Here is a 13,010-nt window from a genome sequence, read left to right on the forward strand (position 1 = left end):
GGCGAATGACCTGTACCCATCTTTTTTAAGATTTGAAAGGTCAGTTTATAGCCTTGTTTTTTTAATGGAAGTTGTCCTTCTTAGGTGGTTTGGGAATATCAATGACTTTCGGTGCATCATAACCATCCGTAATATATATCGTGATTCCTTTCTTTTGAAACTCATAGAATATCTTCGCAAGATCTCGTTGTAGTTTCTCAGATCGTATAATAATCTTATCAATACCCTGTTGCTTAAAATATTGCGGCGATGGGATGTCTTGATTGTATAAGTCCCAACTGTTATCAAATATAGAAGCGTTCATCTTGTAACGAAGCATTCGATTCGTATCAATCATGAATACAGGTGGCGCATCATGCCTTATGGTTAAAGTTTCTAGGTAGGGTGTTCCCCATATAAGTGCATGTTGGATATCCGCATTATCAACCAGTGACATTGCTTGGTCTTGTTGTGTTGTACCATTATAAAGTACAATGGGCCGATACCCTAGGGTTGCGCACGCCAACCCTTCTAAAACACCTTCATAGCTTGGCATATCAAGGAGTATTGCTGTATCCTTTTTGAGCGTTTCAATGTAGTGAATCTTTGGGATTGAAAAATTGACGTTAAGTGTGTCCTTTGCTCGTTCACTCAATCCGATAAATAGAACAGGACGAACCCAATCAACCCATCGCATACCAAAGGGTGCCCATCGTTTATAATAGTCTTTATCGTTCATGATTATTCCCCTTCAACCAAGACGGGTATGTCTTGGGCATGTGAATCAATCCGTGGTGACTCACTGATTCTTGCATAATACCCTGCACCTTTCCCATTGATGCTATAAGCACCAAGGCAGACATGATACGGTTTGTTTTCGTCATCAATTAATGCTTTACTTTCAAATTTCTTTTGTGCAATATATCGCTTTGGATGTCTTCTAACGTCTTTCATGATTTTATCATACTCATCCCCACGACATGCTTCCTTTATGGTAATGCCTTCACCCACTCTTCCCCAAACGGGTTTATAGATGAACCCTTCTTTTCCTTTGGCCTCTCTAACTGTCACAGTTTCTGGAAGTAATTTCTTCCAAGTTGGTAGATCCACGCCTACTTGGGCTAAATCATCCCAGATAAGTGGAAACTGTTTGGATTGAGCAAATTCCGCAATTGGATGGTTGCATGAAGGTGTCAGTGTATTAAAGTAACCACCCCAATGTTTGGGTTTAATATCAATAAGCCATTCAAGTGGTGTAAACCGTATTATCCCATCTATTTTCCCTTCATGATTATCAAGAATACTCATAGCTTGGGTATTCTCAAATTTTAAATGGTCAGCCGCACCATAGATAATGTCATAGCCTGAGGCTTTAAGTTGATCGCCTAAGAATTGCATGACTTGGCGATCATCACTATAAGAGGTACAATGGACCATCATAATCCGACCCCCTCGACGTACCTTTTCTTTGACAGCTTCTCCCATACGTTCACCAAAACTATGAACTGTGAATGTATGAGACGGGAAATATTTGGATGCAATTTGCGGCATCAGGGACGCTTCTGCAAAACCACCTGGAACATCACTATTAACTTCACTCAGTGCCCACCCACCTTGAACAACAGGATGAAAATCATAACGCATTAAGCGAATGTGCAGATGTGGATCATAGTTAGTCATGTTCTTAATGTCTTTTTTTATCTTACGCGACAACCCTAGTTTCTTGGTGAGATTCAGATTTTGATTGATGATTGTTTCAGCTTCAATCGTTTCTTTACTCAGACTTTCCGTCAGGGACTTAAGTTCTTGATGCTCTTGTTTACTTAAAACAAGAACATGTCGTGCAATGGTATTGTTATCAAGGAACTGAGGGTCCCATTTGTAGCCATCAAAAATAACATCGAGTCGATAATCCTCATATTGATCCTTTGGTATTGTTAATAGTTTCATGCATCTGCCCCTTTTTAGTAACACGTCTGTTTCAATACTATCATTATACTTTAAGGGCATCAAAAAATGAAATGAAAATCCTTCATTTGTCTTTATCGGCAAGGTGAACAAAATGGTCTTCAAATTGTTTTTTATATGTATTCGTGTTAGTATTTCTACAAAGGAGAAAACCTATGGAACGCTATATTATTGGGGCAATACTATTCGCTCTTGCCATTTATGTTTTGGTTATGTACAACAGTCTTGTGAAACGTAGAAATATGGTTGAAAATCAAAAGAGTCAAATTGATGTTGAACTACAAAGACGCTTTGACCTCATTCCAAATCTTGTTGAGGTCGTTAAAGGGTATGCTGGTTATGAGAAAAATACATTAGAAGATGTCATCAGTGCACGAAACAACTACATACATACTAAAGACAATACTTCGGATGCACTTCAGTCAAATGCATCACTTTCTGGTGCTTTGTCTAGATTATTTGCGCTATCAGAAAGTTATCCTGACCTGAAGGCAAATAAGAACTTTCTTGACTTGCAAAGTGAATTATCAAATACTGAGAAGAAAATTGCGTACTCGCGTCAGTTTTACAATGACTCTGTTTACAGACTTAACAATAAGATTGATATGTTCCCTTCGAACATTGTTGCAACCTTATTTAGGTTCAAGAAAGAAGCCTTCTTTGAGACCACTGATTCTCAACGGGCTAATGTCAATGTAACCCTATAACCGAAATAAATCGGTTCTTTAAAATTTGGTGTTGGTGGAGTTCAATCCATAGAATCTTAAGTTACAGTACTCACTATGATTTCTAGTGAGTACTTTTCATTTCTAATCTTACCATAGTATTACAAATTAAGAGTACTCTTGTTCTAAAATTATCAAAGCTTCGATAACCGAAGGCAATCCGTTTAATTACTTTGATTAAATTATTGGTTCCTTCTAGACGACCGTTAGAGTGAGGATACTTTATTGCATTTGAGACTGATGTCTCATATTTTTTTAGCGTCTTAATTGCTTTTTTCATCTGGATTGAGATGTTCTTTGGAGGGTCATTCAGGATTTCTAAAAGTGAAGTTATATTTTTATTTCGGATTGCTTGAGTTAAGCGTTGATGTACCCAATACGTTTCCTCAAACGTCTTGTCAACTCTCAATAAATCATCGACGATCATTGATTCACTCATCAAGTGTTTATAACATCGATAGTGACGGCAGTCATTACTATCAAGCTTGAGATTATCTTTTAATATAAGCTTCCAATAGTTCTTCAGTTTTGTCTTTGAGTCTGGTGTATCATTCATGACCGATACACGTGTCGAATTGAGTGCGCGATTCAAGTGCTGAACGATATGGAAACGATCCGTAATGATTTCAGCATTATGGAAACATGATTTGATAAGTTGAATATACGGCTCATACATATCAATTGAAATGGTTTTAACTTAATCACGGACTTCCTTTGGATATGTGTTGAAATAGCTCTTTAAATGGCCTAACAGCCTGTTTTGCACGATGTCGAGCACGTTCCCAGAGTCTGCATCCATATAAATGAATGACATTTTACCTTTTACAGATTTGACGGATCTAAACTCATCAAATGCAAGGTGTTCAGGAAGGGACAATAGAGAGACAACAAAATCTTCACGAATGTTTCCCAGCCAATTATTGACTGTTGTATGAGAGATATTTAAACTCTTTGCAATATCTTTTACAGAACGTTTGGACTTCAATTCAAGTATCGCTGCATGAAAAGTATTTGTTGATATTGAATGATTTGGTTTTACACATGTAGTTTCAGCGATTGTACCTTTATTGCATTTCTTACAACAAAACCGAGGTTTCTTTAGTCTGAGAATTGTCGGAGTATTTGATGCATTTGGTAGTTTAATAGAAACAGTCTTTATCCCATTTTTATAAATTGAGTGATTCTCATTGATACACCCACAGTGTACACAATGAGGAGGCGTGTTTACAGACAGTATTGCTTTGCATATATGAGCGGTTTTACCCTTAACTGTTTCTTGAGAAACACAATTATCTGAAAAAATGATGTTTGGGTCTTTAATATTTAAGAGCGAACGTATACAATTAGAGATGGACATAGATTTGTTCCTTTCTTGTGTGTAGTAACTTAAGTATAAGGTAAATCTATGTCTTTTTCTATTGTCTGATTAACATTAAAAAAGATGTTGATGATTTCTCACCAACACCAGAATTTCAAGAACCTGCGAAATTCGCTTACTAGTGCTTTGAATTTAATCATATGGTGGAGCTGGCGGGAGTCGAACCCGCGTCCAAGCAATGTCCCACATTCAGATGTCTACAGTTTATTCCGTTTGAGATAATCAAAGGGCTGCAAACGAACAAACAGCGATCTTTGATGTGCTCTTAGATTTTCGTCCATGCGTTCGAGCGACACACAGCTTATTCTTTGTAGGTTAGTTGATCTTACTTGCCCAAAGACTAAAACTTATAAGATCACACTGCAGCTTTAAAGCGTATTAAGCAGCGAATTGTAGTCTACTGTTTCCAGTTAATTTTGTTTGGTTGTAAGGCAACCACTCCACTGCAATCTGAATCAGACGAGAACCTGTCGAAACCATGACAGCCCCATAGAATTATTATAACAGATAAACTGTAGACGTTTGCACATTTTATCACTTAAGCGCTGTATTATAATACCATTAATCTCTTGAAAATCAAATAGGTTATATGAAGACATTTTTTATTTGAGAATACAGTTCGCTAATTTAGAAAGGTTTATTCACACCTAGCACAGAACAAGCTTGTTTATAATCCTTACGGTTTACATAAATATAGTACATATTTTGTAGGTTTGAATTCTCAAATGCAGTACCCAGCGTACTTCTTCTACTTGAAAACAGACTAAATGATTGTGAGTTTTGCGATCGTACTTTTGTTGAATATTTGATACCCTGTGCTGATAAATTATCACAAGCACGTGTATAGTCGCTCATATTTTGTGTTAAGTAAACTTCTCTTTTCATTCTTTCCCCTCCATTTTTTTACTTCCATCATGCACTAAAAACAAACTAATTTTCCTACCACAATTGTAGCATATTGCAGATTGATTTGTTGGAAAGAAACATCATCAAACCCACTAATTAGTAGTTATAAATTAATTTTATCATAATGATTCGGACAATAATATGGTAAAATTATGAGTAATACAGCGAAAGGGGAATCGCTTAATGACAATTAACATAGCACTGATCGACAGGGATATAGAAACACAGGAGTTTGTGCATTCTTACCTCAACTCTCAAAACTATACTTGTTCTACAAGATTATCTTTAAATACCTACAATACTAGCGATGATTTTTTTTACGATTTCCCTCAAGTGAAACCAGATCTTATTCTACTTGAGGTTGATCTCCCGGACATAAATGGACTCGAATTTTCAAATAAAATTCTTACATCGCATCCGGATACCTATATTGTCTTTTTAACATCAAATTGTCGAAATATTAACGAGGCATTTGAACATAATATATCAAACTATATTCTCAAGGAATCGATAAAAGCTGACTTACCGATTGTATTAGGAGATGTTTTGAAACACCTGTGCTCAAAGATATTCCAAAAGGTTACTTTAAGAACCGAGTATGGTCCAGCCGACATTAACTGCGAAGATATTGTTTTGATTCAATATGTAAATCGCAAACCAATCATTTACCTAGAAAATGATACGATAAATATCTGTGGGCATTCTCTTAAATCAATCTATAAACATCTCAATCCTACACAATTTATTAGACCAAATAGTAGTACAATCATAAACATGAAGCACATTAAATCAATCTGTAAAAATACGATACACTTATATAATAACAATCAGTTAATCAGCGTTTCTAGAGGGAGATATACTGACATTCGTCAACGCTACATTCAATATTGTCTTCAAGTGACAAATAATAATTAATAATATCAAATAATTCTTCAACTGATTATCTTGCTTATTTTACTAGATAATCTTTTTTGTTATTATAAAGGAAATACTTATTATCAGAGGAGAAACCACCATGAAGTACTTTCACAGTAACATTGATATTAGCAATCACGATGAGATTATAGGAACACTGCTTCTTCATTCAAATCTCCCTGGACCGCGTGGTAACTTAGAATTAATTGAGGAATTTGCCACCGTGTTCTCAAATCTCCAACAAGATGATGCTCATTTTGAGTTTCTATTTAAGCTATGGAAGACACCTTCAACTGGAGACGATGCAGAAACAATTCTCGTTTTATCTGGACTTTGGGGGTTTGGATATTTTGCCATTAATAATCAATATAGATCTCGTGTGTATCCAGTATTCCAATGTGCAATGAACGATCCACGATGGCGTGTTCGTGAAATCATTCAAGAAAGTTTGAAAATCGTTGCCCGTCATGATTATAATCAGTTTGTTTCTTTGTATGCTTCGTATGACCATCCTACACTATTAGAATTGCGCGCATTTCTCTCAACCGCTGCACACCCAGAAATTCTGAAGGAATCGCATCAACACAATTTCGCAATCCATCTGTTGAAACAGTCTTTTGACCGGTACCTTATAGTCTCACAACAACTCACCAAAAAAGATTTAGCCTTTGATGCATACCAAAAAGGACTTATGTTTGCACCGAGTGTTATTGTTGCTGCATGTCCTGCACTTGGTTTTCAAGTTCTGAATTCATATGCAAATAAATCTCCACTACTCAACAAAGTCCTTATTTCAAACCTTAAAAAGAATCGATTAATAAAGAAGTATGGGGATACTTGTGAATCATGCTTGTCGATCCTGCAGTAAGTTTATAAATATTCTCTTAATACGGATTTGTGTATAAGGTCACGTGCGCGCTTAGCATCTCCTTTTTCTAGTGTTCCAAAATAAAATTCAAGAACACGTTGCAGGGTGAAATTTCGAACGATTTTGATCATCTCTGGATCCTTTAGAAGCGGAATTAGTTCTAAGAGTGTTTCTTTAGTTTCGCTATTTTCCATGAGTTTTTGTAGTGTGTTATCTGGGATTGCTGGTGTAGGTTCGTTTTGAAGGCGAATCCATTCAACGCTCAAATCAAACCACCGTGCAAAATGTGCTTCAACTTGTGTTGCATCATTCATGATTGAAGCATCTGCCACTGACAATCCATGTGCTCCTCTTTCAAAGATATGTGCTTCAAAAGGCACATCATGCTTCTCAAGTGCATTCATATATTTTATTGTATTTTCAACCGGAACTAAATCATCTCCAAAGGTTGTGAATAAAAAGGTTGGTGGAGTAAGTGCTGTAACACAGGTTTCTAATGATGGAGCATCAATGTTCATAAGATAAGCGAAAGAGCCAAGTAATGCAGGATAACCTAATAGACATCCGTTTGGTTTATGTTCGCCTAAATTTGACACAGCGGCTGCAAGATGGCCTCCAGCGGAGAATCCGAGTACATATATCCGGTCCGGGTCAACATTCCATGCTTTTGCATGTGTTCGAATCATATTAATTGATGTGGATGCTTCATTTAATGCCGTTTTGAAGTTTCTTTGGTCCCCTACACAATATCTAAGTACTGCACTATGGAACCCTTCACCTAGGTACTTAAATGCTACAGGATCTGCTTCTCTATCACTACAAAAACTATAACCTCCCCCAGGGAAAATGAGTACTAATGGTCTTTTATTTACAGGACGCATTTCTTTTGATTGATTATGAAGATAGACATCTAAAGTACTGTTACCATCTTCACTTAATGTATAGCTCATATGTTTCATATCAATACCTCCTACTATATTTATTGTATCACAACATAAATATTCAGAAAGGATGTGCATATATATGGTTCTTCATTATTCTTTGAAATTAATATTAAAAAGATGTGAAAGACACATCTGATTATTCTATATATTCTATTTGTTAATAATGTTGAATAAGTTTAATACGATTAATAATAGTAGTATACAATTGAACACTATTTTTAGTACCTTGCTTGATAATAAAGAATTAAGTTTTGATCCTAAGAACCCTCCAATGCATGCGGATGGGATAATTGAAAATAGAAATATTAGGTCAAAACTGGATAATCCCTTCGTTGTTGCGATGGTAATAAGCGTCGATATTTGAGTAAAAAAAATCGTCGCAATTGAGTAAAATGTAGCTGTTTTAAAATCAACAGAAAAGAACAAGCAAAATATTGCAACGTTTAAAGGACCTCCACCAATCCCAATATATGCAGAAAGCATCCCTAAAACGATTCCTATTGATAATACAAGAAGCTTTGATTTGAAATTATACGATAATATACTGGTAGAAACTAGTATTACAACCAGTAGTAGAATGATTATCAAAAGTATTGACTGGGACAACTGTACAGTACGTTCTCCATATCTCATGAGTAAAAGATTTAGTATCTTCGACCCAAGGAAACCACCAATTATCGAACCCATTGATATTAAAGCTACTGTGTTGTAGTCAAAGTTTTTTTCACGTTTAAAGCTTTTAATCATATTTATTATTGCCATTGCCAAAACTGCACAAGAAGAATAAAAACCAATACTTTGGACATCATGATACCCAATAAGATCAAGTGCAGGTTTTATGATTACCCCGCCACCCATTCCACTCATTGCTCCAAGTGTCGTCGCAATCAAAACAACAACACCATAAATCAATGTCATGATTCACCCCTTTTCTGTTTAATCAGTTTCAGAATAAATATTTATAATTGGAATGAACTAAAAATCTATCTCATCGTCATCAAAGTCATACATTTGACCTTGAACACCATTTCTCCCAACTTCTTTTAAGTGGTCAGAGATTTCTTGTAGTCCTAGGTTTTGTGAAGTAACATACTCTATGATCATCCCTAAATTAACACCGGTAATAATTTCAATATCTTGTCTGTCTTTTTTTGCAACTACTGCTGCATTAAAAGGAGTCCCTCCAAACAAATCTGCTAGGACTAATATTTCTTCATTCTTATGTATATTGAAATAGTCACTTATTTTCTCTAAGGTCTGATCAAGTCCCATATCATGTGTCATGCAAATACTTTCTGCATTCGATATGTCTCCAACAATCATTTTTGCAGCATTCAAAAAATGTTCTGCAAGATAACCATGACTAATAATTAAAAGTTGTCTATTCATTTTGATAACCCCGTTACAAATTGAATTGCTTTTCTAACATTTCCATTTTCTTTTATTAATGCCTGTTCTGCAACTTCCAAAGTTACATCACCAAGCTCCATAACGATTGAGTTGGCTACTGAATAATTTGCACTATTAAACAGGACAGTTGAGTCTTCAATGGATAGCCCAGTAATCGCATGTATCATATTTATTGCTCTCAATACGAGTTTCTCATTTGTAGCTTGGACATGAACCATATAATTATCATAGACCTTACCAGATAAGATCATTGCTGTTGTGGACAGCATATTAACTACCATCTTTTGAGATGTTCCAGCTTTCATGCGTGTTGATCCAGAGACTACTTCTGATCCAACGGGAACTTCAATTGAACACTCAACTATCTTTGACATTTCACTATTAAGATTATTTGTTATTCCAATTGTGTATGCACCTAAATCGTTTGCTTTATTCAGTGCACCGAGTGTATATGGCGTTCTTCCACTTGCAGCAATTCCAATAACTACATCTAGTTTGGAAACATTTGCTTGTAGAATGTCATTCTCACCCTCTTCATAATTGTCTTCAATTCCTTCAACTGCTTGGAACATTGCACCTATTCCGCCCGCAATTATTCCGAATGCTCTTTCACTGGGAACATTGTATGTTGGTTGTAACTCAACTGCATCGAGTACGCCAATACGTCCTGATGAACCTGCACCAATATAGATTATTCTTCCACCCATATTAAATCTTTTTGATATTTCAATTGAGGCACATGCGATTTTATCAATACTTGGTTGAATTGCATTTGCAACAACTTTATCCTGTTCATTGATAATTTTTACAATTTCTTGCGCACTAAAAACATCGATTGATTTCGATTCCTCATTTACTGATTCTGTAGATAGATCAGCAATCATATTTTTATTGTTCATTCATTACTCCTTTGATTTCAAGAGTGATGTTAGTTTACTTGTAGAAACGATTCCTTCCTCTATTTCGCTAAGACGTGGATTTATATACCCGAAATAGAGTAAATCAGCCATTAACATTGCATTGATCTTTGAAGTAATTGCACCAATTCTTACTAAGTTTTCTGAATCAGGTATCTTCAAGACAACACTTGAGCTTTGAGCAAGACGTGATTTATCATCTCTAGTAACTGAAATGACACTTGCTCCGTTCTTTATTGCAACTTCAGCAGGGTAAATAACTTCAAGCGTTCTTCCACTGTATGAAAATGCAATTATTACGTCACCTTTCTTTGCATAATTAATAAACTCCAAAGTCATGTGACTATCGAAGTTAAAAATTGCTGACTTATTAACTCTATTGAGCTTATGATATAGATCGTAAGCAGGAAGCGATGATGCACCAACTCCAAAAATAAATATTCTATTAGAGTTTTGTATTATATCAATCGCTTTATCTAACGCTTCAACATCAAGTTGATAAAAGAAATCTTTAGTCCCATTTTCAATAACAACCCCTAGTTTTTCTGCTAATTGTTCGGTGCTATCATTTTGCATGATTATAGGGTCTATCGGTACAATGCCTACATTCGAGTCAATTACTAATTGTCGTTTAAGCTCCTCTAGACCTTCAAAATTAAAATACTTGGCAAAGCGTACAACTGAAGCAGAGGAAGTGGAACTTCTATCACCAATCTCTTGCGCTGTTAGTTTCACAAAATCATCAACATGCAAGAACATGAAATCGGCAATTTGCTTTTGAGTCTTGCTTAATTTCTGGTATTCACTTCTAACCTGAAATAATATACTCATTTAGGCCACCTCCTCTATCTATATCTAAAACATTGTTGTAATTAATGAGTCTGTCTCTGTTGGTAACATTTGAGCTGTCACTATTATACCATCATTTACCAAATCTTGTAATTGTGATATTTCTGCTTCAGTCAGACTTACTGACTTCTTGATTGATCTGCTTCCATCTTTAGCAGCAACATTCCCAATATTGATTGATTTTAGGTTGAGGTTCTTTGCTAAGAACACCATATCCGCAACAGTTTTAGTTATCAAAAATATATTCTGTCCATCATAACTATTGTCACTTAAGCGTATTAAGGCCCTCTCTTTTGATAAAAGGGATAGTTTGACACCTGCTGGTTTTGCAATCTTCAATGCTGCAATCTGCATTTCATCTCCGATAATTTCATCATTCACGACCACAATACGATCTGCTTTAATCGTATTAGTCCATACCATTGCGACTTGACCGTGTATTAGCCTTTCGTCTACTCTTGCATTTACGATATTCATAAGTTACCTCCTAAATTAGTCAACTAAATATTCCAACAATAATATTCAAGATATTCTGAAGATTTCCGAGTACCATTCCTAATCCAATAAGTACAAAGATTAGTTTAGTTGAAGTCATTTTTTCTTTATCTAACAATTTATATGACATGAAAACTATAAGCACTGGTATTAACCCAGGCATGATTTTATCAAGCATTTCTGATACTACCATCGATACTTCCCCAACATTAAATGTTAGGTCAATTTTATAGGTAATAACTGATGCAACTAAACCACCTACAACCGTTAACCCTAATATGGATGCTCCTTCAGTAAGTGAACGTAGCTTATTGCCAAATTCTGTAGCAATTTTACGTCCTTGTTCATAACCAAGATAAGTAAATCTATATCTTACAAACATGACAGCGATAACACCAATTAAAGGAATTACAAGTCCAAATGCATTTCCATCAAGTGCCATATATGATGCAATTGAGAATATTATTGCTCGGTAGATGGCAATAAATAATGTATCCCCTACACCAGCAAATGGTCCCATGAGCCCGGCTTTTAGACCGCGAACAACTTCTTCAGATTCCATACCCATTTCTTCTTCAATTGCCATATCTGCCCCAATAATTAGATGGGACATTGCAGGTGTTGTATTGAAGTATGCAAGATGCATATCCAATGCTTTTTTCATTGCTTCAGGATCATCACCATAGAGCCGTTTCAATGCTGGCATGATTACATAAGCATAACCAAGACCTTGCATTTTTCCATAGTTCCATCCTAATTGTAGACCAAATAGATTTCGAACGTATACTTTATTTATATCACTTTTAGTAAGTTTATTATGTTGATTAGCCATCGATTTCAATCTCCTCATCATCTCCACCAAATCCTGTTTGTCCAACAAGTGTTCCTTGTCTCGATAAATGAATTCCTGCTAGTGCTAAACCAAGTAATGCAACCGCTAATAGTGAGAACATACTTGATCCATAAGCAATGACTACAAATCCAATAACCAAATAAGCCCAATAACGTTTTACTGGTAAGTAATGTAGTAAGATTGCCATACCCATTGCTGGCAAGATTTGACCCGCTGCTTTTAAACCAGTCATAAACCATGCTGGGATATAACTATTAATCGCAACTACTACAGTTTCACCAAATGCTAATCCAACGAATACGGGTATCATACGAGATAACATCCATGGAATTGATCCTAGTAAGTTCGCAATCTCAACACCTCTTGCATTCCCTTTTAATGCTTCTTTATCCGCTTTTCTTTGAACTATTGTATTTGACATTCTTCCAAGTACATCCAATTGTGTCAATAAAAGACCAATAGGAATTGCTAAACCAATGCCATATTCTGCCCCGTTACCAGATATTATTGTATATGCGGTTCCCATTATTGCCCCAGATAGATAATCCGGTACAGTCGCTCCTCCATAAGTTGCTACACCAAGTGTCATTAGTTGCAATGTAGCTCCTATTATTAGACCTGTTTGAAGATCTCCGAGCATAAACCCTGTAAATGTTGCTGCAAATAGTGGCGAATACAGTCCAGATTGAATTGATATTTGATCGATTACAGCGATACCAACATAAATTACGAGAACTGCAATTATAAAGATATTTAAGTCTCCCATACTTTCCTCCTTAACATTATTAATGTTATAGTGTAGC

Annotated in this window: 16 protein-coding genes and 1 other RNA gene; 3 read left to right on the forward strand and 14 right to left on the reverse strand. The window is 35.7% G+C overall.

The features are described from left to right. Positions 1-61 precede the first annotated feature (61 nt). Positions 62-718, reverse strand: coding sequence for a hypothetical protein (locus tag AOC36_RS10590; protein WP_067634094.1), 657 nt, complete (start codon positions 716-718; stop codon positions 62-64). 2 nt (positions 719-720) lie between these two features. Beyond that, positions 721-1,929, reverse strand: coding sequence for a glutathionylspermidine synthase family protein (locus AOC36_RS10595; protein ID WP_067634096.1), 1,209 nt, complete (start codon positions 1,927-1,929; stop codon positions 721-723). Positions 1,930-2,102: 173 nt separating this feature from the next. On the opposite strand from AOC36_RS10595, the gene AOC36_RS10600 reads away from it, so the two are divergent. Then, positions 2,103-2,654 (forward strand): LemA family protein, encoded by a 552-nt coding sequence (locus tag AOC36_RS10600; protein ID WP_067634099.1) that lies wholly within the window; start codon positions 2,103-2,105, stop codon positions 2,652-2,654. An 82-nt stretch (positions 2,655-2,736) separates the two neighbouring features. On the opposite strand, the gene AOC36_RS10605 is transcribed toward AOC36_RS10600, so the two are convergent. The 4 genes from AOC36_RS10605 to AOC36_RS10620 all read right to left on the reverse strand — a co-directional run bounded on the left by AOC36_RS10605 (position 2,737) and on the right by AOC36_RS10620 (position 4,935). Then, positions 2,737-3,348, reverse strand: a complete 612-nt coding sequence (locus AOC36_RS10605; RefSeq protein ID WP_067634101.1) for a transposase — start codon at positions 3,346-3,348, stop codon at positions 2,737-2,739. A 21-nt stretch (positions 3,349-3,369) separates the two neighbouring features. Further along, complete coding sequence (locus AOC36_RS10610) at positions 3,370-4,029, reverse strand: transposase family protein (RefSeq protein ID WP_067634103.1); 660 nt, start codon at positions 4,027-4,029, stop codon at positions 3,370-3,372. 162 nt (positions 4,030-4,191) lie between these two features. After that, positions 4,192-4,539: a transfer-messenger RNA gene (gene ssrA, locus AOC36_RS10615) on the reverse strand. Positions 4,540-4,677: 138 nt separating this feature from the next. After that, the gene (locus AOC36_RS10620; RefSeq protein WP_067634106.1) at positions 4,678-4,935 is read right to left on the reverse strand and encodes a hypothetical protein; all 258 of its coding nucleotides are present in this window, start codon (positions 4,933-4,935) and stop codon (positions 4,678-4,680) included. Between the two features lie 204 nt (positions 4,936-5,139). Here AOC36_RS10620 and AOC36_RS10625 point away from each other — a divergent pair, with 204 nt between their 5' ends. Further along, positions 5,140-5,871, forward strand: coding sequence for a response regulator transcription factor (locus tag AOC36_RS10625; RefSeq protein WP_067634108.1), 732 nt, complete (start codon positions 5,140-5,142; stop codon positions 5,869-5,871). Positions 5,872-5,971: 100 nt separating this feature from the next. After that, positions 5,972-6,739 (forward strand): hypothetical protein, encoded by a 768-nt coding sequence (locus AOC36_RS10630; RefSeq protein ID WP_067634110.1) that lies wholly within the window; start codon positions 5,972-5,974, stop codon positions 6,737-6,739. Between the two features lie 2 nt (positions 6,740-6,741). On the opposite strand, the gene AOC36_RS10635 is transcribed toward AOC36_RS10630, so the two are convergent. The 8 genes from AOC36_RS10635 to AOC36_RS10670 all read right to left on the reverse strand — a co-directional run bounded on the left by AOC36_RS10635 (position 6,742) and on the right by AOC36_RS10670 (position 12,973). Continuing rightward, entirely contained in the window at positions 6,742-7,698 is a 957-nt protein-coding gene (locus AOC36_RS10635; RefSeq protein WP_067634112.1) for an alpha/beta hydrolase, read from the reverse strand. Between the two features lie 135 nt (positions 7,699-7,833). Then, positions 7,834-8,601, reverse strand: coding sequence for a sulfite exporter TauE/SafE family protein (locus AOC36_RS10640; RefSeq protein ID WP_067634114.1), 768 nt, complete (start codon positions 8,599-8,601; stop codon positions 7,834-7,836). A 57-nt stretch (positions 8,602-8,658) separates the two neighbouring features. Beyond that, entirely contained in the window at positions 8,659-9,072 is a 414-nt protein-coding gene (locus tag AOC36_RS10645) for a PTS sugar transporter subunit IIA (protein WP_067634116.1), read from the reverse strand. Further along, on the reverse strand, positions 9,069-9,992 hold the full coding sequence (gene murQ, locus AOC36_RS10650; protein WP_067634118.1) for an N-acetylmuramic acid 6-phosphate etherase: 924 nt from the start codon (positions 9,990-9,992) through the stop codon (positions 9,069-9,071). Before murQ ends, AOC36_RS10645 begins: the two co-directional genes overlap by 4 nt. Before the next feature lie 3 nt (positions 9,993-9,995). Continuing rightward, entirely contained in the window at positions 9,996-10,841 is an 846-nt protein-coding gene (locus AOC36_RS10655) for a MurR/RpiR family transcriptional regulator (RefSeq protein ID WP_067634120.1), read from the reverse strand. Positions 10,842-10,865: 24 nt separating this feature from the next. After that, positions 10,866-11,336 carry a PTS sugar transporter subunit IIB gene (locus AOC36_RS10660; protein WP_067634123.1) on the reverse strand — a complete coding sequence of 157 codons (471 nt, stop codon included), beginning with the start codon at positions 11,334-11,336 and terminating at the stop codon, positions 10,866-10,868. Positions 11,337-11,355: 19 nt separating this feature from the next. Further along, on the reverse strand, positions 11,356-12,186 hold the full coding sequence (locus AOC36_RS10665) for a PTS system mannose/fructose/sorbose family transporter subunit IID (RefSeq protein WP_078055163.1): 831 nt from the start codon (positions 12,184-12,186) through the stop codon (positions 11,356-11,358). Next, positions 12,179-12,973: a PTS mannose/fructose/sorbose/N-acetylgalactosamine transporter subunit IIC gene (locus AOC36_RS10670; RefSeq protein WP_067634127.1), complete on the reverse strand. Its 795-nt coding sequence runs from the start codon at positions 12,971-12,973 to the stop codon at positions 12,179-12,181. The genes AOC36_RS10665 and AOC36_RS10670 overlap by 8 nt, the downstream gene beginning before the upstream one ends. Positions 12,974-13,010: the final 37 nt, after the last annotated feature.

The sequence above is a fragment of the Erysipelothrix larvae genome, from assembly GCF_001545095.1.
GTDB classification, from domain to species: domain Bacteria; phylum Bacillota_I; class Bacilli_A; order Erysipelotrichales; family Erysipelotrichaceae; genus Erysipelothrix; species Erysipelothrix larvae.

Coding starts and splice junctions, on each gene's coding strand:
- AOC36_RS10590 (WP_067634094.1), bottom strand. CDS start 718: ATGAACGATAAAGACTATTATAAACGATGGGCACCCTTTGGTATGCGA.
- AOC36_RS10595 (WP_067634096.1), bottom strand. CDS start 1,929: ATGAAACTATTAACAATACCAAAGGATCAATATGAGGATTATCGACTC.
- AOC36_RS10600 (WP_067634099.1), top strand. CDS start 2,103: ATGGAACGCTATATTATTGGGGCAATACTATTCGCTCTTGCCATTTAT.
- AOC36_RS10605 (WP_067634101.1), bottom strand. CDS start 3,348: ATGTATGAGCCGTATATTCAACTTATCAAATCATGTTTCCATAATGCT.
- AOC36_RS10610 (WP_067634103.1), bottom strand. CDS start 4,029: ATGTCCATCTCTAATTGTATACGTTCGCTCTTAAATATTAAAGACCCA.
- AOC36_RS10620 (WP_067634106.1), bottom strand. CDS start 4,935: ATGAAAAGAGAAGTTTACTTAACACAAAATATGAGCGACTATACACGT.
- AOC36_RS10625 (WP_067634108.1), top strand. CDS start 5,140: ATGACAATTAACATAGCACTGATCGACAGGGATATAGAAACACAGGAG.
- AOC36_RS10630 (WP_067634110.1), top strand. CDS start 5,972: ATGAAGTACTTTCACAGTAACATTGATATTAGCAATCACGATGAGATT.
- AOC36_RS10635 (WP_067634112.1), bottom strand. CDS start 7,698: ATGAAACATATGAGCTATACATTAAGTGAAGATGGTAACAGTACTTTA.
- AOC36_RS10640 (WP_067634114.1), bottom strand. CDS start 8,601: ATGACATTGATTTATGGTGTTGTTGTTTTGATTGCGACGACACTTGGA.
- AOC36_RS10645 (WP_067634116.1), bottom strand. CDS start 9,072: ATGAATAGACAACTTTTAATTATTAGTCATGGTTATCTTGCAGAACAT.
- murQ (WP_067634118.1), bottom strand. CDS start 9,992: ATGAACAATAAAAATATGATTGCTGATCTATCTACAGAATCAGTAAAT.
- AOC36_RS10655 (WP_067634120.1), bottom strand. CDS start 10,841: ATGAGTATATTATTTCAGGTTAGAAGTGAATACCAGAAATTAAGCAAG.
- AOC36_RS10660 (WP_067634123.1), bottom strand. CDS start 11,336: ATGAATATCGTAAATGCAAGAGTAGACGAAAGGCTAATACACGGTCAA.
- AOC36_RS10665 (WP_078055163.1), bottom strand. CDS start 12,186: ATGGCTAATCAACATAATAAACTTACTAAAAGTGATATAAATAAAGTA.
- AOC36_RS10670 (WP_067634127.1), bottom strand. CDS start 12,973: ATGGGAGACTTAAATATCTTTATAATTGCAGTTCTCGTAATTTATGTT.